19 protein-coding genes are annotated in these 19,229 nt (G+C 68.5%); 14 read left to right on the forward strand and 5 right to left on the reverse strand.

The features are described 5' to 3' along the window. Positions 1-20: 20 nt before the first annotated feature. The gene (locus AC1DDH_RS08280) at positions 21-1,337 is read right to left on the reverse strand and encodes an AI-2E family transporter (RefSeq protein ID WP_374706739.1); all 1,317 of its coding nucleotides are present in this window, start codon (positions 1,335-1,337) and stop codon (positions 21-23) included. Positions 1,338-1,530: 193 nt separating this feature from the next. Here AC1DDH_RS08280 and AC1DDH_RS08285 point away from each other — a divergent pair, with 193 nt between their 5' ends. From AC1DDH_RS08285 to AC1DDH_RS08320, 8 genes are all read left to right on the forward strand, one after another. After that, a complete protein-coding gene (locus tag AC1DDH_RS08285; RefSeq protein WP_476955217.1) occupies positions 1,531-3,420 on the forward strand; it encodes a hypothetical protein in 1,890 nt (629 codons plus the stop codon). Positions 3,421-3,476: 56 nt separating this feature from the next. Next, the gene (locus AC1DDH_RS08290) at positions 3,477-4,514 is read left to right on the forward strand and encodes a co-chaperone YbbN (RefSeq protein WP_476955218.1); all 1,038 of its coding nucleotides are present in this window, start codon (positions 3,477-3,479) and stop codon (positions 4,512-4,514) included. Then, entirely contained in the window at positions 4,514-5,614 is a 1,101-nt protein-coding gene (locus AC1DDH_RS08295) for an NADH:flavin oxidoreductase/NADH oxidase (protein WP_230008676.1), read from the forward strand. Before AC1DDH_RS08290 ends, AC1DDH_RS08295 begins: the two co-directional genes overlap by 1 nt. A gap of 119 nt (positions 5,615-5,733) precedes the next feature. Beyond that, a complete protein-coding gene (locus AC1DDH_RS08300) occupies positions 5,734-6,564 on the forward strand; it encodes an ABC transporter ATP-binding protein (protein WP_476857511.1) in 831 nt (276 codons plus the stop codon). Then, positions 6,546-8,117 (forward strand): transporter, encoded by a 1,572-nt coding sequence (locus AC1DDH_RS08305; RefSeq protein ID WP_476955219.1) that lies wholly within the window; start codon positions 6,546-6,548, stop codon positions 8,115-8,117. Before AC1DDH_RS08300 ends, AC1DDH_RS08305 begins: the two co-directional genes overlap by 19 nt. Positions 8,118-8,176: 59 nt before the next feature. Beyond that, positions 8,177-8,959 carry a glucosamine-6-phosphate deaminase gene (nagB, locus tag AC1DDH_RS08310; protein WP_476955220.1) on the forward strand — a complete coding sequence of 261 codons (783 nt, stop codon included), beginning with the start codon at positions 8,177-8,179 and terminating at the stop codon, positions 8,957-8,959. A gap of 60 nt (positions 8,960-9,019) precedes the next feature. Next, positions 9,020-9,337 (forward strand): DUF3039 domain-containing protein, encoded by a 318-nt coding sequence (locus tag AC1DDH_RS08315; RefSeq protein ID WP_370122952.1) that lies wholly within the window; start codon positions 9,020-9,022, stop codon positions 9,335-9,337. A gap of 213 nt (positions 9,338-9,550) precedes the next feature. Then, the gene (locus tag AC1DDH_RS08320) at positions 9,551-11,338 is read left to right on the forward strand and encodes a DEAD/DEAH box helicase (RefSeq protein WP_079554437.1); all 1,788 of its coding nucleotides are present in this window, start codon (positions 9,551-9,553) and stop codon (positions 11,336-11,338) included. Positions 11,339-11,494: 156 nt separating this feature from the next. Here the strand turns inward: AC1DDH_RS08320 and AC1DDH_RS08325 are convergent, their stop codons facing one another. From AC1DDH_RS08325 to AC1DDH_RS08335, 3 genes are all read right to left on the reverse strand, one after another. Then, the gene (locus tag AC1DDH_RS08325) at positions 11,495-11,842 is read right to left on the reverse strand and encodes a hypothetical protein (protein WP_223915998.1); all 348 of its coding nucleotides are present in this window, start codon (positions 11,840-11,842) and stop codon (positions 11,495-11,497) included. 75 nt (positions 11,843-11,917) lie between these two features. Further along, positions 11,918-12,589, reverse strand: coding sequence for an isochorismatase family protein (locus AC1DDH_RS08330; protein ID WP_230008660.1), 672 nt, complete (start codon positions 12,587-12,589; stop codon positions 11,918-11,920). Next, complete coding sequence (locus tag AC1DDH_RS08335) at positions 12,590-13,918, reverse strand: nicotinate phosphoribosyltransferase (RefSeq protein ID WP_476858822.1); 1,329 nt, start codon at positions 13,916-13,918, stop codon at positions 12,590-12,592. A 37-nt stretch (positions 13,919-13,955) separates the two neighbouring features. Between AC1DDH_RS08335 and clpS the strand changes: the two genes are divergently transcribed. Together clpS and AC1DDH_RS08345 are read left to right on the forward strand one after the other, a co-directional pair. Further along, positions 13,956-14,321: an ATP-dependent Clp protease adapter ClpS gene (gene clpS, locus AC1DDH_RS08340; RefSeq protein WP_018775730.1), complete on the forward strand. Its 366-nt coding sequence runs from the start codon at positions 13,956-13,958 to the stop codon at positions 14,319-14,321. Then, on the forward strand, positions 14,314-14,874 hold the full coding sequence (locus tag AC1DDH_RS08345) for a DUF2017 domain-containing protein (RefSeq protein WP_223915995.1): 561 nt from the start codon (positions 14,314-14,316) through the stop codon (positions 14,872-14,874). The genes clpS and AC1DDH_RS08345 overlap by 8 nt, the downstream gene beginning before the upstream one ends. Positions 14,875-14,879: 5 nt before the next feature. Here the strand turns inward: AC1DDH_RS08345 and AC1DDH_RS08350 are convergent, their stop codons facing one another. After that, entirely contained in the window at positions 14,880-15,647 is a 768-nt protein-coding gene (locus tag AC1DDH_RS08350) for an EAL domain-containing protein (protein WP_476955221.1), read from the reverse strand. Positions 15,648-15,874: 227 nt separating this feature from the next. On the opposite strand from AC1DDH_RS08350, the gene murI reads away from it, so the two are divergent. The 4 genes from murI to rdgB are packed head-to-tail and all read left to right on the forward strand — an operon-like array spanning position 15,875 to position 19,171. Continuing rightward, positions 15,875-16,891 carry a glutamate racemase gene (murI, locus tag AC1DDH_RS08355; RefSeq protein ID WP_374706737.1) on the forward strand — a complete coding sequence of 339 codons (1,017 nt, stop codon included), beginning with the start codon at positions 15,875-15,877 and terminating at the stop codon, positions 16,889-16,891. After that, positions 16,888-17,685 (forward strand): MBL fold metallo-hydrolase, encoded by a 798-nt coding sequence (locus AC1DDH_RS08360; protein ID WP_223915988.1) that lies wholly within the window; start codon positions 16,888-16,890, stop codon positions 17,683-17,685. Before murI ends, AC1DDH_RS08360 begins: the two co-directional genes overlap by 4 nt. A 53-nt stretch (positions 17,686-17,738) precedes the next feature. Further along, positions 17,739-18,497 (forward strand): ribonuclease PH, encoded by a 759-nt coding sequence (gene rph, locus AC1DDH_RS08365; protein WP_028276043.1) that lies wholly within the window; start codon positions 17,739-17,741, stop codon positions 18,495-18,497. After that, positions 18,494-19,171 (forward strand): RdgB/HAM1 family non-canonical purine NTP pyrophosphatase, encoded by a 678-nt coding sequence (gene rdgB, locus AC1DDH_RS08370; RefSeq protein ID WP_476955222.1) that lies wholly within the window; start codon positions 18,494-18,496, stop codon positions 19,169-19,171. The genes rph and rdgB overlap by 4 nt, the downstream gene beginning before the upstream one ends. Positions 19,172-19,229: the final 58 nt, after the last annotated feature.

Here is a 19,229-nt window from a genome sequence, read left to right on the forward strand (position 1 = left end):
AACCCGACAGGGGAGCCCCGTCAGCGGCTGTCCTGGCGCGCGATGAGGATTTCCTTGACCAGCAGCATGATGGCCGCCGCAGTGGGAATGGCGATCAAGGCTCCGAGGACGCCCAGGAGGCTGCCGCCGGCGATCACGGAGATGACGGCGACGGCGCCGGGGACCGCCACGGCCTTCTGCATGATCCGCGGAGAGATGAAGTAGGCCTCGAACTGGAGGTACGCGAAATAGCAGATAGCGAAGACGAGCGCGGTCTGCCAGCCGGCGGTTAGGGCAACGAGCGTCACCAAGCACCCGGCAATCATGCCGCCCACGAGGGGGATGAAGGCCAGCAGGGCCACCACGAACGCCAGCAGCGTTGCAAAAGGCACTCCGATGATCGACATCACAATGAACGCGAACGTCGCGTTCAGCACTGCCACGGCGGCCTGGCCGATCACGTAGTTGCCCACCGAACCGGTGATTTCCTCGGACAGGGCTTCTACCCGGGCCCGCCGTGAGCGCGGCGCGAGCCGGTAGCCCCATTTCTTCATCGCAGGGAGGGCGCCGAGGAAGTACAGGCTCAGGACCAGCACGATCAGTGCGCCGAAGATCCCGTTTGCCACGGTGGAGCCGAAGCCCACAACGCCGCCGAAGATGCCGCCCATGGCGTCCGGGTTGTTGACGAACTTCTCCAGCTCCTGGCTGATGCGGTCCCGGATGCCGAACTGGCTGTCAATGCTCCGGAAGAAGTCCGAGTCAATGAAGTCCTGGACCCACTTGGGCGCCTGCTGCACGATCTGCGTCACCTGCTGCACGATCGTGGGGATCAGGGTGGCGAAAAATGCGGCGACGCCCAGTGCCAGGGTGGACACGGACAGGAGGATGCCGGCGGCGCGGGGGACATTCCGGTGTTCGAGCCACCGCACTACCGGGTCCAGGCCGAGGGTGATGAAGAGTGCCGTGATGATCCACAAAAGCAGCTGCGTCGTATTTGATCCGATCCAGTAGACCAGGAGGGCGAAGCCGACGCCGACCGTGCCCATGAAGCCCATGTACAAGGGGTGCTGGGCCGACATGCGCGGACCGGGACTGCCGAAGCGGGCATCGGCCGCGGACGTCTCCGCGTCCCCGGCCTCATGCTCCGGGGGCATCTCGAAGCGGATTCTCGGCTGGGCTCCGGGCAGGGGCTGGCGCAGGCGCCGGGCCGCGGACAGAAGGACATTTGCCGCGGCAATCCGGGGCCGGGAGGTTGTAGGCCGGGGACTGGAAACGGGTTGTTCGGGGCCGGGTTCCTGGCTGTCGGATTCCTGCGCTTCTTCTGGTCCGGCGGAGGACGAATCCGTATGTTCAGTCACTGCGTTAAATGCCCTTAATTCCTTGCTGCGCCACACTGGCGGCACTGGTGTGATGATCACCGCAAACACTATCAGCAGGCTTGTCACCAGAGGGGAAGAACGCCCCCGGGGGCACCGCCGCCGGGGGCCGTCCGGGTCCCCGATCTGACTCGCGGGTAACAAAATGGTTACTATTGAAGCTAACTGTCCGCTGATGATAGGTAGTATTTTGCGTTTCAAGACTGCAGTCGCCCTGGTGCTGCTTGGCCTCCTGACACTCCTGGCCGGGATTGGCCAGAAGACGTTCTGGGCTCCCCCGGAGACGATTACGGCCACCGCTCCGACCGGCACCGCCGCGCCGCTGACCGTCTTCGACCAGAAGCTGAAGACTCTGCACCCCGGGACCGTGAAGATCACGGTGAAGGGTGAAGGGGCCTTCTTGCTGGCCGCGGGACGCCCGGACGACGTCGACGCCTGGGTGGGTAAGACGGCCCACAACACCGTCGCCGGCGTCTCCGAGGACGGCAAGGCGCTGCAGCTGACGCATACCGACGGCGAAGCTACCGCGCCGTCGCCCGCCGGATCGGATCTTTGGGTCACCACCGAGAACGCCACCGGCGAAATGGACTACTCGTGGAACGCGCCGGCCGACGGTGACTGGTCGCTGCTCCTCGCCGCGGACGGCACCAAGACCGCCCCGGGCTCCATCACGATGACTTTCCCGAACGACACCTCCACGCCCTGGGCCATTCCGCTCATGGTGCTCGGCGGCCTGCTGATCATCGCCGGCGGGGCGCTGCTGGTCCTCAAGCCGAAGTCAGGCAACCGCACCGGGGGCGGCACCAGCGGCGGCAGCACGTTCGCCCGCCGCGCGCAGGCCAAGGCCGCGGCACGCCGCGGGGACAACGGCTCGACGGAAAGCACCCAGGATCCTGCCGCACCCGGCACCCCCGCACCCGAAACTGCACCGCAGCCGGCCACGCCGGAGAAAACAGGCCCGGAAAAAACAGCGCCGGAGAAAGCAGCAGCTGGCCAGAAGAAGGGCTCCGGCACGGTGCGCCGTTCCGGCATCGTGGTGGCAGTGCTGACCGCCGCCGCCGTCGCCGGAACGTCAGTGGCCGCCCAGGCCAGCCAGACTCCCGCCCCGCCGCCCAGTGCTCCCGCCTCCGGTGCCCCGGCCTCAGACGCCGCGACCCCGGGCAGTGAGGGCCAGACCGGCGATGCGCCGGTGCTGCTGGACGCGCAGTTCCGCCGCGTCCTGGAACAGGTTGCCGGTGCCGTCGATGCAGGAGACGCTGCCAAGGACGCCGCCAAGCTGGCGCCGCGGGTGGCCAAGTCCGAACTCCAGGTGCGCACACAGAACTACAAGATCCGCTCGCAGGTCGGTTCCTACGAGGCCCGCATGCCTGTCCGCTCCACCAAGCTGCTGACCACGGTGGTCACCAACAAGCGCAGCTGGCCGCGCTCGGTCATGGCCGTGACGCAGGGCGAGGGCAACGTCGTCCCGCAGCTGCTGACCCTGACCCAGGACTCCCCGCGGGATAACTACAAGCTGGTCAGCAGCACCCCGCTGCAGCCGGGTGCCACCTTCCCGGGGATCGGCAGGGCCGGTACGGAGACGCTGGCGCCCGCGGACAAGACCGGGCTCGCGTACAGCGGCGACGAAGCCCTCGCCGGGCTCGGTGACCGCCTGACCAAGGCCGACTCCACCTTCAAGGACAAGCTCGTCGAAGGCCAGTCCTCCCCGTACATCGCGGACACCCTCGCCTACCAGGCCGACGTCGTCAAATCAGGCGTCAACGGCACCTTCGCCTTCACGCACAAGGCGGCCGCGGACAACACTGTCGTGTTCCGAACCGCTGACGGCGGGGCCTTGGTCCTGGGACGGCTGAACTTCTCGTTCGACGGCACTCCGAAGGCTGACGGGGACAAGCTCACCATCGGCGACGACGCGGCCGCCCTGGCCGGCGGCAAGGAGACCAGCACCGGCATGGTGCTGGACTTCGCAGAGTCCGTGGCTGTCTATGTTCCGCCGGCCGGTTCCACGGACCCGATGAAGCTCGTGGCCGCCACCCGCGGCCTGGTCGGGGCGTCCTTCAAGTAGCCTTGGCCGGCGGGCATGGTGGCGCCGGTCGGGACTTCAATGGCTAGAGTGGAGCTATGACTACGCCAGCTTCCCGCCCGGTCCCGCCAGTTGCCGCCAGCCCGCTGAACCTGCGCGGCGCCGTCGATCTCTCCGCCCTGAAACAGCGGCCGGCACCGAGTTCTCCGGGACCTGCCCGTCCGGGCGCCGCAGTCCCGGGCCCGGCGGGCTCCGCCGGTTCTGCCGGTGCCCCGGCGGCCCCGGCATCCGGCCCGGCCGACCACGCAGGCCGGCCGTTGCGCGTGGATGTGACCGAGGGCAACTTCCAGGAGCTCGTGGACCTCTCGGCCCAGGTGCCTGTGGTGATCGCCCTCTGGGCCTCCTATTCGCCAGGCTCCGGCCAGCTGGTGGACGTCCTCGAAGGCATCGTCGAGAGCTACGACGGCCGGCTGGTCCTCGGGGCCGCGGACATCGATGTGTTCCCGGAACTTGCCCAGGCTTTCCAGGTGCAGGCCGTGCCGACCGCCGTCGCGGTGGTCAAAGGCCAGCCCGTGCCGCTCTTCCAGGGAGGCGCGGACGAACAGCAGGTACGCAGCCTGTTCGATGAACTTCTCAAGGTCGCGGCCACCAACGGCGTGACCGGACGGATCGGCGCCGGCGGCCCGGTTGGCGCGGAACCGGAGGCGCCGCCGCTGCCGCCGCTGCACCAGGCGGCGTTCGATGCGATCGAGGCCGGCGACTACGCGGCCGCGGCCGCCGCCTACCGGCAGGCCCTGAACGAGATGCCCGCCGACGCGGAGGCCAAGGCCGGCCTGGCGCAGGTGGAACTGATGGATCGCCTGCAGGCCCTCTCCGGGCCCGAGGCAGATGCCCTGCGCCGGCTCGCGGCCGACGAACCGGACAACCTCGAGGCCCAGCTCGGGGTTGCGGACCTGGATATCGCCGGCGGCCACATCGAGGACGGCCTTGGCCGGATCGTGACGTTCATTGGCCGCAACTTCGGCCCGGAACGGGAGACCGCCCGGGTCCGGCTGCTTGAACTCTTCGACGTCGTCGGCACCGGCGACGAGCGCGTCGCCAAGGCCCGCCAGGGGCTGGCCCGGGTGCTGTTCTAGTGGGATCGGCACTCTTTGCGCCGCTGGATCTAAGGTCACTGCGGCTGCAGCACCGTGGCTGGGTGTCCCCGATGTGCCAGTACAGCTGCGACCCCGAAACGGGCGAGGGCGTGCCCACAGACTGGCACCTGATGCATCTGGGCTCCTTTGCCACCGGGGGAGCGGCCCTGGTCCTCACCGAGGCCAACGCCGTCAACGCCGCGGGCAGGATCAGCCCCCGCGACGCCGGACTCTACAACGACGACCAGGCCGCGGCCTGGGAACGCATCACCGCCTTCGTGCACCGCCACGGCACCGCGGAGACCAAGATCGGCACCCAGCTGGCGCACGCCGGCCGGAAAGCGTCCTCCTACTGGCCGTTCTCCGGCAAGGTGGGCAGCGTGCCGGCGTCCGAGGGCGGCTGGGACACCGTGGGTCCTGGCACCGGCGCATTCGACGGCTACGCGCCGCCGTCGGCCATGACGGAAGCGCAGATCGACGGCGTGATCGCCGATTTCGCCGCGTCCGCCGTGCGGGCCGTCGATGCCGGGTTCGACACGATCGAAATCCATGGCGCGCACGGCTACCTGCTGCACCAGTTCCAAAGCCCGCTGGTCAACGACCGCACGGACCGCTGGGGCGGGGACGAGGCGGGCCGGAACCGATTGACGCTTGCCGTGGTGGACGCCGTCCGCGCCGTCATCCCGGACTCCATGCCCCTGCTGCTGCGGATCTCGGCCTCGGACTGGGCGCCGGGCGGGATCGAGGCCGACGCCTCGGTCCGGATGGCTGCTGCCGCCGCCGAGCGCGGGGTGGACCTGGTGGACGTTTCCAGCGGCGGGGCCGTGGCCCACCAGCAGATTCCCGTAGGCCCGGGCTACCAGACCGGGTTCTCCGCACGGATCCGGCGCGAAACCGGGGTCAGGACCGGCACGGTGGGACTCCTGACGTCCGCCGGGCAGGCCGAACACGCGGTGGCCACCGGCCAGGCGGACGGCGTGTTCATCGCCCGTGCCGCCCTGCGGGATCCGCACTGGTGGCTGCGGGCCGCGTTTGAGCTCGGCCATGACCTCGCGTGGCCGCCGCAGTACGAGCGCGCCATGCCCCGGCATTCGTTCTAGAACCGGCATCCATTCCAGAACCGGCATTTATTCCAGAAACAGCTGCGCGGTTCCCGCGAGTGAAAACGTACGCCTTGCGGACTATCCTTTTCGCGCCGTCCGGCGGTTAGTCTGGCGTCATGACATTCCAACCCCCTGGCCAGCAGGGACAGCCAGCCCCGCCCGGTCCGTCTTCGCCGCCGGCGGCTGTCCTGCAGGTGCCTGCCTTGTCCCTGCTTGGCCTCGCCAAGCGCTTCGGCGACAAAATCGCCGTCGATGGCATCAGCCTGGACGTTCCGGCCGGGTCCTTCTACGGGGTGGTCGGGCCCAACGGCGCCGGTAAGACCACCACCCTGTCGATGGCGACCGGCTTGCTGCGCCCGGACTTCGGCACCGCGCTGGTCCACGGCGTCGACGTCTGGCAGCATCCGCTGGAGGCCAAGAAGCTGATGGGGATCCTGCCCGACGGCGTCCGGCTGTTCGACCGCCTCAGCGGCGAGCAGCTGGTCACCTATGCCGGCCTGCTGCGCGGGATGGACCGGGAGATGGTGGCGTCCCGGGTGGCGGAACTGCTCGCTGCCCTGGACCTGGCCAATGACGCCGGCACGCTGGTGGTGGACTACTCCGCCGGCATGACCAAGAAGATCGCGCTGGCCTCGGCGCTGATCCACGCCCCGCGGCTGCTGGTCCTCGACGAGCCGTTCGAATCGGTGGACCCGATCTCCGCGGCGAACATCCGCGACATCCTGGACCGCTACGTTTCCTCGGGCGGAACGGTCATCGTCTCCAGCCACGTCATGGACCTGGTCCAGCGCATGTGCGATCATGTCGCAGTCGTCGCGGGCGGCCGGGTCCTCGCCGCCGGGACGGTGGAGGAAGTCCGCGCCGGCGCCAGCCTCGAGGACCGCTTCGTGCAGCTCGTGGGCGGCCGGAACCACACGGAAGGGCTGGAATGGTTGCGCACCTTCTGAGGCTCAAGCTGACCCTGCTGCGCAACAGCGTCCGGCGCAGCCCGTGGCAGCTGGTGGGCCTCGGGATCGGCGCCCTGTATGCCCTGGGAATCGTGGCTGTTTGCGTTGCCGGGCTGTTCGTCCTGCGCGGGGTGGAGATTGAACTCGCCCAGACCGTGGTGGTCCTGGGCGGCGCCACGGCGCTGCTGGGCTGGGCCATCATTCCCGTCGCTGTCTCCGCCGCGGACATGACGCTGGACCCTGCCCGGTTCACCACCTTTGCCGTCCCCATGCCGAAGCTGCTGGCCGGGCTGGCGCTCGGCGGCCTGATCGGCATACCGGGTCTCGCAACCTCACTCGTTGCGCTCGCCACGGTGGGCACCTGGTCCCGCAGCCTGCCGGCCGCAGCCGGCGCCCTCGTCGGTGCCGTGCTGGGCGTGCTGAGCTGCATCGTTCTCTCCAAGGTCGTGACCACGGCCACGGCCGGACTGGCAAGCTCCCGGCGCTTCAAGGACATCAGCTCCGTCGCCTTCCTCATCCCGCTCGTGCTCACGGGGCCCATTGTGGCGGGCATCGCGAGGGGAATCGCCGGTTCCGGCGATTTCCTGACCGGCCTGGCCCGGGCCCTGTCCTGGACGCCGGCCGGGGCGGCCTTCTCGCTCGGCGGCGAGCTGGCTGCCGGCAGCTACGCGGCCGCGGCCGTGAAATTCCTCATCGCCGCGGCCACCCTGGCGGGCCTGGCCCTGGCGTGGAAACTCCTGCTGCAGCGCGCCCTGGTGACCCCGCCCTACGCCGGGACATCCAAGCGGCGGACCGGCGGCACGGGCCTGTTCGGGCTGCTCCCGGCGACACCGGCCGCCGCCGTCGCCGCGAGGTCCCTGTACTACTGGCTGCGCGATCCCCGCTACGCCGGCGCGCTCGTGGTCGTTCCGCTCCTGCCGGTGCTGTTCCTCTTCCAGGGCAGCCAGAGCGGGTTTTACGGCCCGTTCCAGTTCGTCGGGCCGCTGACGGCCTTCCTCCTGGCGTGGTCGATCTCCACGGATGTTTCCTATGACAGCACCGCCTTCGCCCTGCACGTGGCAACCGGGGTGCGCGGCGCCGACGACCGGCTCGGCCGTGCGCTGGCGTGCCTGAGCTTCGCGCTGCCGGTGGCGGTCCTCTTCAGTGTCGGGCCGTTCTTCTTCACCGGCGACTGGGACAAGCTGCCCGCGGTCCTGGGCCTCAGCCTCGGCGTCCTCTTCACCGGCCTGGGCCTGGCCTCGGTGATCTCGGCGCGCTACACGGTGAGCGTCCCGCTCCCGGGGGACAGCCCGTTCAAGAAGCCGCCGGGCAACGTGGCCCAGACCCTCGCCGTGCAGTTCGGCGGCATGGCCGTGCTGCTGGTCCTCGTGGCGCCCGAGGCGGCGCTCGTGGCGGCGCAGTTCATCACCGGCAGCTCCGTGCCGGGCTGGATCACGCTGGCCCTCGGACCCGTGCTCGGTCTCACGCTCTTCGCCGTCGGTGTCCGGACCGGCGGAGCATGGCTGGACCGGCGGGCGCCGGAGCTGCTGGCACAACTGGCCGTCAACCGCTGACGGGTGCATGCTGGGAGTGCGCAGACTCGGACACCAGGCAGGCCAGTAAAGGCAGGATCATGGAAGTTGTCATCCTTCCCGGCAGCAAACGGATCGCGTCGCTTGCCGCGGATGCGGTGGAAGCCCTTCTCCGCCGCAAGCCCGGCGCCGTCCTGGGCCTGGCGACCGGTTCCACGCCCCTGCCGGTGTATGTCGAACTGGCGGCGCGGCACGAGCGCGCCGGACTGGATTTCAGCCGGGTCCGCGCCTTCGCCCTGGACGAGTACGTGGGGCTGCCGGCCGGCCACCCGGAGTCCTACCGCGAGGTGATCGCCCGCGAATTCACCGCACGGGTGAACATCAGTCCGGCCAACGTCCACGTGCCCGACGGCGCGGCGGCGGACATCCCCGCGGCCTGCCGGGCCTATGAAGACGCCATCCGCGACGCCGGGGGAGTGGACCTTCAGCTCCTCGGCGTCGGAACGGACGGCCACATCGGGTTCAACGAACCGGGCTCGTCGCTGGCGTCCCGGACGCGGATCAAGACCCTGATCGAGCAGACACGCCGGGACAACGCACGGTTTTTCGGCAGCCTGGCCGACGTGCCGCACCACGTCCTGACCCAAGGCCTGGGCACCATCCTGGATGCCCGCCACGTGATCCTGATCGCCACCGGTGCGCAAAAAGCCCAGGCCGTCCGGGACCTCGCGGAGGGCCCCGTCGCCGCCATCTGTGCGGCCTCCGTGCTGCAGTTGCACCCGCACGCCACCATCCTCCTGGACGAGGCGGCGGCGTCGTCGCTGCGGCTGGCGGATTACTACCGCCACAGCTACGACCACAAACCCGCCTGGCAGGGCCTCTAGGCCCCGCCGCCGGCACCGCGCAGGTCCGGCAGCGCCCTTCCAACGGCTAAGATGGGTGTCATGACTAGCATGACCGATCCTCTCGAAAACGATCCGATGCGCGAGCTCTCCGGAGCCGGGACGTCAACGGCCACGATCGAGCGCGAGGAACTGCGCCAGGAAGTTGAGCCCGGTGACCGGGAGCGCTTCTCGCACTACGTGCGCAAGGAAAAGATCATGGAATCCGCGCTGACCGGTGAACCGGTGATCGCGCTCTGCGGCAAGGTCTGGACTCCGGGCCGGGATCCGCAGAAGTTCCCCGTCTGCCCCGAATGCAAGGAAGTCTACGAGGGCCTGCGCCCCGGAAACGACGGCGGCAAGGGCTCCGGCGACAAGTAAGGGCAATCAACGGAACCAACAGGTTCCGTTAGCCGCCTTCGGACGGCGCTTCCCTATGGCGGCGCGTCGTCGCGCCCCTGATTTTCTGCTTTCCTGATTGCCGGTCCATGCTGTCCGGGTACTGCCTTACGGTCCATCCAAAAAGATTGGTGTTTTTGTGCTTAATTGGGTTTCTCCGTCGGCTGCAGCCATGCGCGGATGGAGGGCGCCTTAATGACGGAGACACTTTTCGGCGGACCCACGCTTCCCCCCGCCTATCCCGAGCGGGCCGCCTGGGGCACCGCCCCCAAGCTGCGCGCCTGGCAGCAAGAGGCGCTGGACAGCTACTTCAGCACCCACCCCAAGGATTTCCTCGCCGTCGCAACCCCCGGCGCGGGTAAGACCACCTTCGCCCTGCGCGTGGCGTCCATGCTCATCGATTCCGGGGTGGTCAACCGCGTGACCATCGTGGCGCCCACCGACCACCTCAAGCGCCAGTGGGCCGACGCCGCTGCCCGGGTGGGCATCGCGATCGACCCGAACTTCAAGAATGCCGACGGCCAGCACGGCCGCGGGTTCATCGGCGTCGCCGTGACCTATGCCCAGGTGGCCAGCAAGCCCATGCTGCACCGGGCCAAGACCGAAGCCGCCCGCACGCTGGTGATCCTGGACGAAATCCACCATGGCGGCGAGGCCCTGTCCTGGGGTGACGGCCTCCGTGAGGCGTTCGACCCGGCGGCCCGGCGGCTCTCCCTGACGGGCACCCCGTTCCGCTCGGACACCTCGCCCATCCCGTTCGTGGAGTACGCCGAGGACCGGGACGGGATCCGGCGCTCCAAGGCCGACTACACCTACGGCTACGGCAAGGCCCTGCGCGACCACGTGGTCCGCCCGGTGATGTTCATGGCGTACTCCGGCCAAATGCGCTGGCGCACCAGCGCGGGGGACGAGATGGCCGCCTCGCTCGGGGAGTCGGCCGTCACGAAGGACATCACATCCCAGGCCTGGCGCACCGCGCTGAACCCGGCCGGCGAATGGATCCCCGCCGTCCTGGCCGGCGCGGACAAACGCCTCAGCGAGGTCCGGCGCAGCGTCCCGGATGCCGGCGGCCTGGTCATTGCCACCGATCACGAGGACGCCCGCGCGTATGCCGGCCAGCTGAAGAAGATCACCGGCGAATCGCCCACCGTCATCCTCTCCGACGACGCCAAGGCCTCCAGCAAGATCGAGGAATTCACCGCCAGCGAGAAGCGCTGGATGGTGGCCGTCCGGATGGTCTCCGAAGGCGTGGACGTTCCGCGGCTGTCCGTCGGCGTCTACGCCACCTCGACCTCCACCCCGCTGTTCTTCGCCCAGGCCGTGGGGCGCTTCGTGCGTGCCCGCAAGCGCGGCGAGACGGCGTCGGTCTTCCTGCCCTCGGTGCCGCAGCTGATGGCCCTGGCCAACTCGATGGAGGCCGAGCGCGACCACGCCCTGGACCGCCCGGAGAAGGAAGACAGCGACGGCCTCTTCAATCCCGAGGATTCGCTCATGGACGAGGCGAACCGCGAGGAGAAGGCTTCCGATTCCCTGATGAAGGGCAAGTTCGAGGCCCTCGACTCCCAGGCGTCCTTTGACCGGGTGCTCTTCGACGGCGGCGAATTCGGCACCGGCGGCGAGGTGGGCTCGGAGGACGAGCTCGACTTCCTCGGGATCCCGGGCCTGCTGGACGCTGAACAGGTCGGCACGCTGTTGCGCCAGCGCCAGCACGAGCAGCTGAACCGGAAGAACAGGCGCTCCCCGCAGACTGAGGCAGCCGCGGCTGCGGCCCCGGCCGTGCCGGACCACCGGATGCTCATGGACCTGCGCACCGAGCTGGCCAAAAACGTGGCGGCCTGGTCGGCCCGCACCGGGACCCCGCACGGCGTCATCCACACCAAGCTCCGGACCGTCTGCGGCGGCCCGGCCGTCGCCCAGGCCAACGAGGAACAGCTGCAGACCCGTCTGCGCAAGCTCCAGGACTGGTTCATCGGCCGGAAGTAGCCCCGCGCAGGCGGTTATGGGCACGGGGTTATGGGCCCGGGGGTTATGGGCCCGGGGTTATGGGCTCAGGCCAATAGGCGCCGGGCAACAGCAGAGGGACCAGTTCACTGTGAACTGGTCCCTCTGCTGTTTACTCTGCTGTGAACTTTGCTTCGGCTACTGGCCGGCGCCGCAGACCTGGCCGTAGGTCTGGCCTGCCGCGGTGTAGTCGGCCTTCATGTCCTCGAGCTTGGCGGTGTCCGGGGAGGGCTTGGCCGACTCGTCGAAGTATTCGATGATGGTCTGCAGCGGGGCCCGCAGGTCCTCGGATGCCGCCGCCTTGATGGGCCGCAGCTGGTTGGCGACCCGGGTCATGCCGGTCTTGTCCGATGTGGCCGACTGGGCGGAGACCACGGTCTTGACCCGGGCGCAGGTTTCCTCGTTGGTCAGCTGCGGCGTGGCAGAGCAGCCGGCCGCGCCGAGCAGCGCTCCGGCGGCAATCAGGACGGTCAGGGTCTTCTTCATGGTGTACTCCGGGGTTCTACGGGTCTGTCAATATGGCAAGACTGGCGATGGGGCAAGGATTTCGAGTCTACTGGCTCAGAGGACATCGACGCCGCCGAGCTCCATCTCGGCCACGGCATCGTCCAGGTCTTCGGCAATGCCGACCGTCAGGCCGCGCAGCACCGTGACGGAGTAGCCGGCCTGGACGGCATCCAGAGCGGTCGCTTTGACGCAGTAGTCCGTGGCGATGCCCACCACCACAATGTCCTCGACGTCGTGGCTCTGCAGCCAGTCGTCCAGTCCGATCGCGTCCTCGCCGGCGGCGAAATCACTGCCGGCGAAGGAACTCACTGTGTTGTCGGAGTCTCCGGAGCCGGTAACGGGCATGGCGCCGGGCTGGCGGTCGCCGGTGGGGATTTCGTCCTCGGGGGCCAGCAGCCCTTCGAAGCCGGAGTACGCCGCGGCGAACTGGCCCTTGCGGAAGTACGCCTGGATGTGTTCGGGATCAAGATCGGGATGCAGTTCGGCCCCGCGGGTGCCCGCCACGCAGTGCCGCGGCCAGCTGTCCACGAGATCGGGTTTCTCCGAGAAGTGCTCACCCGGATCGATGTGCCAGTCCTGGGTGGCCACGACGTGGTCAAACTGGCCGTGGTGGGCGTCAACGTACTCGCTGATTTCCCCGGCCAGGCTTGCCCCGCCGGGGACGGCCAGGGCACCTCCCTCACAGAAATCGTTTTGGACGTCAACGATGATCAGGGCGCGGGACATTCAGTCCTCCTCGTAGATGGTGGGGATGGCCGCCTCGCCGCGCTGGAGCCGGTTGACCACCGCGGGAAGCTCCCGCATGGTTTCCGCGTGGCGCCGGCGCGCGCGCTGGACCCCCTCCGGGCCCGTCCACCCGGGGAGGAGCTCGCCGTTCTTGACGAACTGCTGCAGCAGCGGACGGTCGTTGCCGTCGTCCTCCGGGTGATGGCCGACGCCGACGATTTCGGCCGTGGCGGTCCCGCGCTCGTTGAGCTTGCGCAGCGCGTACTTCCGGCCGCCCTTGCTGGCCTTGTTCTTGGCGGCCTTGGCGACGGAGATGAAATCGCCGGCGTCGTCGGTGCGGCTGACGAGCTTGTAGACCATGCTCGCCGTCGGGGCCCCGGACCCGGTCACGAGCGAGGTGCCCACGCCGTAGGAGTCCACCGGCGCGGACGCCAGCGCCGCGATGGCGAATTCGTCGAGGTCTGAGGTCACCACGATCTTGGTGTGGTCGTTGCCGAGCTCGTCGAGCAGCCGGCGCACCCACTGGGCCTGGGCCACGAGGTCGCCCGAGTCCAGCCGGACAGCGCCCAGCTTGTCCCCGGCGAGATCGACGGCGGTGCGGACGGCCGTTTCGACGTCGTACGTGTCCACCAGCAGGGAGGTGTCCGGCCCAAAGGCGGCAATCTGGGCCTCGAAGGCCTCCCGCTCGGTGTCATGGAGGAGCGTGAAGGAATGGGCGGCCGTGCCCACCGTCTTCAGCCCGTAGCGCAATCCGGCCTCCAGGTTCGAGGTGCTGTCGAACCCGGCAATGACCGCGGCCCGGGCAGCGGCGGCCGCCGATTCCTCGTGCGTCCGGCGCGATCCCATTTCGATGCACGGGCGGGTCCCGGCCGCGGAGATCATCCGGGAGGCGGCAGAGGCGATTGCGCAGTCGTGGTTGAGCACGGAGAGCAGGTAGGTCTCCAGGATGCAGGCCTCGGCGAACGTGGACTCAACGATCAGCACGGGGGAGTTCGGAAAGTACGCCTCACCCTCCGGATAGCCCCAGATGTCGCCGGAAAAGCTGTAGCCGGCCAGGTAATCCAGTGTCTGGTCGTTGACCACCTTGGTCCGGCGAAGGTAGTCCAGTTCCGGCTCGCCGAAGCGGAAGTTCGCGATCCCCTCCAGCAGGCGGCCGGTGCCTGCCACGATGCCGTAGCGGCGCCCGTCCGGGAGCCGCCGGGCGAAGGCCTCGAAGACCGATTTGCGGTGCGCCGCGCCGGACTGCAGGGCGCCCTGCAGCATGGTCAGCTCGTAGTGGTCTGTGTACAGGGACGTGCGGGGACGGTCCCAGCCAGCGGAGGTACTCACAAATTCACTCTAGTGTGCATCCCCATAGAATGGACAGATGACCCTCAGCGTTGCGCTCGGCCCCGACACACGGGAGAGTACCCAGACCGGAACAGTGACGTCCGGCGACGTCCTGACCGCCCCGGACGTCCCCTGGAACCTTGTGATCTGGAACGATCCCGTGAACCTGATGAGCTATGTGAGCTATGTGTTCCGCAGCTATTTCGGCTACTCGGAGGCTAAGGCGAACAAGCTGATGATGGAGGTCCACAAGAAGGGCCGCTCGATCGTGGCGCACGGCAGCAAGGAACAGGTGGAGCAGCACGCCGTCGCGATGCATGGCTACGGACTCTGGGCGACGGTGGAAAAGGCCACCGGCGGCAACGCCGGCGGTTCCGGCAAAGGCAAGGGAAAACGTGGCTAAGGCATTCAAGTACGGGCTCAAGGGCATCAAGGGCCATCTGGAGCCGGCCGAGCGGGAGCTTCTGCGCAGCCTTTTCGATGACGTCATTTCCATGCTGGAGCCGGAGCAGCGCGCCAACGAGGACCCGCTGGCGGCCCTGGTGGGTCTGGACACTGAAGCCCGCGAACCCTCGGACAGAGCCATGCGGCGGCTGTTGCCGAACGTGATGAAGAACGACGACGACGCCTCCCTGGAGTTCCGTCGTTACACCGAGCGGTCGCTGCGCGAAAGCAAGATCGGCGCGCTGAAGGCGGCCGCACTGAGCCTGGACCGGGACAACCTCGTCCTGACCCCGGACGACGCCCGGCACTGGGCCACCGCGCTCAACGATGTCCGGCTGGTGCTGGCCGAACGCCTCGACATCCGTGATGATGCCGACGCCGACAACATCCACCTCATGCAGGACTGGGCCCAGGCCGAGGACGTCGAAAGCTACCTGGCCCTGGTGTACAACTTCACCACGTGGCTGCAGGAGTCGCTGGTCCAGGCCATGGTGCACTCGCTCGATAGGTAGGGCCGCTAAGCGACAGCGGTGGCGTCAGAAACAGGCACGGACTGTATCTGTGGAAGCTCCTCGAATGCCGGCTTTGCGAACCAGTATCCCTGAAACAAGCGGATGCCGGCTTCCTTCAGAATCCGGAACTCCGCCTCCGTCTCGATGCCCTCTGCGAGCACCGTGATGTCGAGCTCCTTGGCGATGCCGACGATGCCAGCAACGACAGCCTGGCGGGCCGGGCTGGTATCGATTCCTCGGATGAGCTTCATGTCGATCTTGATCAGGTCTGGCTGGAAATCGACCAGGAGCCCCAGCCCTGCATGACCGGCACCAAAGTCGTCGATGGCGGTGGTGAAACCATGCTTGCGGTATTCGGTGATGATGTTCGTGAGGTGGGCAGTGTCGGAAACCTCCTCATTCTCCGTGAACTCGAACATGATCGACGACGTCGGAAAGCTGCAACGCCTGGCTGCAAGCAGCGTCGCACGAAGGCACGCAGCCGGTTCGTAGACCGCGTTCGGCATGAAGTTGATGGAGAGAATCAAGCCCTCACCGGCAGGAAACAGCCGCGATGCCAGCACGATTGCCTTGACGCGGCAGTCCTGGTCGAAACGGTACTTTTGCTCAGGTGCGACTCTGGACAGGACGTGAAAAGCCCCCTCGCCCGACAAGCCTCTGACCAGTGCCTCGTAGCCCCATACGCGACCAGCAACGGCGTCATAGATCGGTTGGAAGGCCATGCTGAAATCGAAGTCGAGCTGTGACGACGTCGTGCAGCCGTCGCATGTCATATGCGGTCCTTTCGCTGTTTCGTCCATCGTGGGGGCACGACGGTCGCCCCCGATATCTCGACGGCGCCCATAGCATACAGGGCGGGGACAGCGGCAGGCTGCCACCGATGAGCAGGGGTCTTCCCCGCGTTGCCCATCCGCCGGAAACCCGTGTGACCCATCAGACACGAGTTGCAGGACACAATGTGATGGCCGCGCCTGTAGTGAAGCCCTATCCTCGAATAATCATGACTTCAGCATCAAATACGGATCCGGCAGCGCCAGCTGCGGCGGAGACCGCAGCGGGCAGCGCCGGAAATGCCGGGTTGGCATCGCGCCCCATCGGCGTCTTCGACTCCGGCGTCGGCGGCCTCACGGTGGCCCGCTCGATCATCGACCAGCTGCCCAACGAATCCATCCTGTATGTCGGTGACACTGCGCATGGCCCCTACGGCCCCCTTCCCATCGCCGAAGTCCGGGCCAACGCCCTCGGCGTCATGGACGAGCTCGTGGATTCCGGCGTGAAACTGCTGACCATCGCCTGCAACTCCGCGTCCGCCGCCGTGCTGCGTGACGCCCGCGAACGGTACACGGCCCGGTACGGGATCCCCGTGATCGAAGTGATCCAGCCGGCCGTGCGGCGTGCCGTCGCGGCGACCCGGACGGGCCGGGTGGGCGTGATCGGGACCTCGGCCACGGTGGGCTCGCGCGCCTACGAGGACACCTTCGCCGCGGCCCCGGACCTGGAGATCACGTCCGTGGCCTGCCCGGCGTTCGTGCCGTACGTGGAGGCCGGGATTACCACCGGACCGGAACTGCTCGCCGTCGCCCGCGACTACCTGGCACCGCTCATTGCCGCCGGGGTGGACACCGTGGTGCTCGGCTGCACCCACTACCCGCTGCTCACCGGCGTGATCTCCTTCGTTATGGGCGAGGACGTCACGCTGGTTTCCAGCGCCGAGGAGACGGCCAAGGACGTCTACCGGGCTTTGGCCTCCCGGGGCCTGGAGCGCACGGACACCGCGGCGCCGGAGCACAATTTCATCGCCACCGGCGACGCCGCCCAGTTTGAGCACCTCGCCCGGCGCTTCCTGGGCCCCGAAGTCCTCAGTGTCCGCCACGTGGACCACGTCGCGGCGCAGTACCCCACCGGCAGCCTCGCCCGGATCACCCCGGAAATGATCGCCGCCGCCCGGGCCGGCGCGGGACGGCCGCGGATCTCCAACTTTGTGGGCGGATCCGCGGGCGGGGGACCACGGCTGTGAAGCTGACCATCGTGGGCTGTACCGGCTCCTTCCCGGGGCCGGGCTCGCCGGCGTCGTGCTATCTGCTGACCGCCAACGACGGCGAGCGGAACTGGAAGATCGTCCTGGACCTCGGCAGCGGGGCGCTCGGCGCCATCCAGCGCTACACGGACCTGGAGGACATTGACGCGATCTTCCTCACCCACCTGCACCCGGACCATTGCATGGATCTGTGCGGGCTCCATGTTGCCGTGCGCTGGAAGCCGGGCGGCTGGGGACGGGGCAGGATTCCGGTGTGGGGGCCTGCCGCGACGGCCGACCGGATGGCCACGGCCTACGGGCTGGACCTGGATCCGGGCATGCACGAGGAATTCGATTTCAGCAACTGGTCCGAGCGCAAGCCGGTCAGCGTCGGCCCGTTCACGGTGACGCCCTACGCGGTGAACCACCCCGTTGAGGAGGCCTACGCCCTCCGCGTGGAGGTCACCGAGCCCGCCAAGGACGGCACGCCCGTGACCCGCGTCCTGAGCTACTCCGGGGACACGGATTCCTGCGCGGGCTTGGAGGACGCCGCTCGCGACGCCGACCTTTTCCTGTGCGAGGCGGCGTTCGAGGAAGGCCGCGACGACGGGATCAAGGACGTGCACCTGACGGGCAAGCGGGCGGGGGAGGCCGCCGTCGCCGCCGGCGCGCGCCGGCTGTTGCTGACGCACATTCCCGTCTGGACGTCGCCGACCACTGTCATGGCCGAGGCCAAAGAGATCTTCGGCAAGGACGTGGCCGTCGCCGTCGCGGGTGTGCACTACACCGTCTAGCGCGCGCTGGCCGCCCGCGCGGTTGGGACCGGGTGAGTCGATAAGCTAAAGGCATGACTTCCCAAGCTCCCAGTGTCCCCGTCATCCGCGCCGACGGCCGTACCCCCGACCAGCTGCGCCCGATCAGCATCACGCGCGGCTGGTCCAAGCAGGCCGAGGGTTCGGCCCTGATCGAGTTCGGCAACACCCGGGTCCTGTGCACGGCTTCGCTGACCGAAGGCGTGCCGCGCTGGCTCAAGGGCGAAGGCCGCGGCTGGGTCACGGCCGAGTACGCCATGCTGCCCCGGGCCACGAACACCCGGTCCGACCGTGAGTCCGTCAAAGGCAAAATCGGCGGCCGCACCCACGAGATCTCCCGGCTGATCGGCCGCTCGCTGCGCTCCATCATCGACACCAAGGCCCTCGGCGAGATCACGATCGTGCTGGACTGCGATGTCCTGCAGGCCGACGGCGGCACCCGCACCGCGGCGATCACCGGCGCCTACGTGGCACTGGCCGACGCCATCCGGTTCGCCCGCGAGAAGAAGATGATCGCCCGCAACGCCCAGCCCCTGATCGACACGATCGCCGCGGTGTCCGTCGGCATCATCGACGGCGTCCCGATGCTCGACCTGCCCTACGTCGAAGACGTGCGCGCCGAGACCGACATGAACGTCGTGGTGACAGGCTCCGGCAAGTTCGTCGAAGTCCAGGGCACCGCCGAGGGCGCACCGTTCGACCGCGACGAGCTGAACAAGCTGCTGGACCTGGCGCTGCTGGGCACGGAGCAGCTCGCCGCGATCCAGCGCGACACCCTGGCGGAGGCCCCGTGACGGAGACGCCCCTCGCGGACCGGCCGGAAGCCGACGGTCCGGGCCCGCGGCTCGTCCTCGCCACCCACAACAAAGGCAAGCTCCGGGAACTCCGTGAGCTGCTCCGCGGCCAGGTTCCCGGGCTCGACGTCGACACGCAGGTGGTGGACGCCGGCGCCGTCGGTGCCCCCGACGTCGCCGAGACCGGCGTAACCTTCGCTGAAAACTCGCTGCTCAAGGCCCGGGCGGTGGCAGAGGCCACGGGGCTCGTGGCGATCGCCGACGACTCCGGGCTTTCTGTGGACGTCCTCGGCGGCGCGCCCGGGATTTTCTCGGCCCGCTGGTCCGGCCGGCACGGCGACGACGCCGCGAACCTGCAGTTGCTGCTCGCCCAGCTGGCCGACGTGCCGGACGAGTACCGCGGGGCCGCGTTCGTCTGCGCGGCAGCGCTGGCGGTGCCCGGATCCTCGCCCGACGGCAGCAGGGAAGTCGTGGAATACGGGCAGCTGGAAGGGACACTCCTGCGGGAGCCGCGCGGGGAGGGTGGCTTCGGCTATGACCCCGTCCTGCAGCCGAACGGGCTGGACCGCAGCTGCGCCGAGCTCAGTTCTGAGGAGAAGAACGCCATCAGCCACCGGGGCCATGCGTTCCGGGCGCTCCTGCCGGCCATCGTCGAGGCCCTGGCCGGGAAGTAGCCGGCCCGGCCAGGCTCAGGACTAAGGAAGGCGCCCCACTCGGTGGGGCGCCTTCCTT

Source organism: Arthrobacter sp. 10T425, assembly GCF_056393985.1.

What these genes read in the sequence shown, in the direction of transcription:
- AC1DDH_RS08325 (WP_223915998.1), bottom strand. Translation starts at nt 11,842, where the DNA reads ATGAAGAAGACCCTGACCGTCCTGATTGCCGCCGGAGCGCTGCTCGGC.
- AC1DDH_RS08305 (WP_476955219.1), top strand. Translation starts at nt 6,546, where the DNA reads ATGGTTGCGCACCTTCTGAGGCTCAAGCTGACCCTGCTGCGCAACAGC.
- AC1DDH_RS08320 (WP_079554437.1), top strand. Translation starts at nt 9,551, where the DNA reads ATGACGGAGACACTTTTCGGCGGACCCACGCTTCCCCCCGCCTATCCC.
- AC1DDH_RS08330 (WP_230008660.1), bottom strand. Translation starts at nt 12,589, where the DNA reads ATGTCCCGCGCCCTGATCATCGTTGACGTCCAAAACGATTTCTGTGAG.
- clpS (WP_018775730.1), top strand. Translation starts at nt 13,956, where the DNA reads ATGACCCTCAGCGTTGCGCTCGGCCCCGACACACGGGAGAGTACCCAG.
- AC1DDH_RS08285 (WP_476955217.1), top strand. Translation starts at nt 1,531, where the DNA reads ATGATAGGTAGTATTTTGCGTTTCAAGACTGCAGTCGCCCTGGTGCTG.
- rph (WP_028276043.1), top strand. Translation starts at nt 17,739, where the DNA reads ATGACTTCCCAAGCTCCCAGTGTCCCCGTCATCCGCGCCGACGGCCGT.
- AC1DDH_RS08350 (WP_476955221.1), bottom strand. Translation starts at nt 15,647, where the DNA reads ATGACATGCGACGGCTGCACGACGTCGTCACAGCTCGACTTCGATTTC.
- murI (WP_374706737.1), top strand. Translation starts at nt 15,875, where the DNA reads ATGACTTCAGCATCAAATACGGATCCGGCAGCGCCAGCTGCGGCGGAG.
- AC1DDH_RS08300 (WP_476857511.1), top strand. Translation starts at nt 5,734, where the DNA reads ATGACATTCCAACCCCCTGGCCAGCAGGGACAGCCAGCCCCGCCCGGT.
- AC1DDH_RS08290 (WP_476955218.1), top strand. Translation starts at nt 3,477, where the DNA reads ATGACTACGCCAGCTTCCCGCCCGGTCCCGCCAGTTGCCGCCAGCCCG.
- AC1DDH_RS08315 (WP_370122952.1), top strand. Translation starts at nt 9,020, where the DNA reads ATGACTAGCATGACCGATCCTCTCGAAAACGATCCGATGCGCGAGCTC.
- nagB (WP_476955220.1), top strand. Translation starts at nt 8,177, where the DNA reads ATGGAAGTTGTCATCCTTCCCGGCAGCAAACGGATCGCGTCGCTTGCC.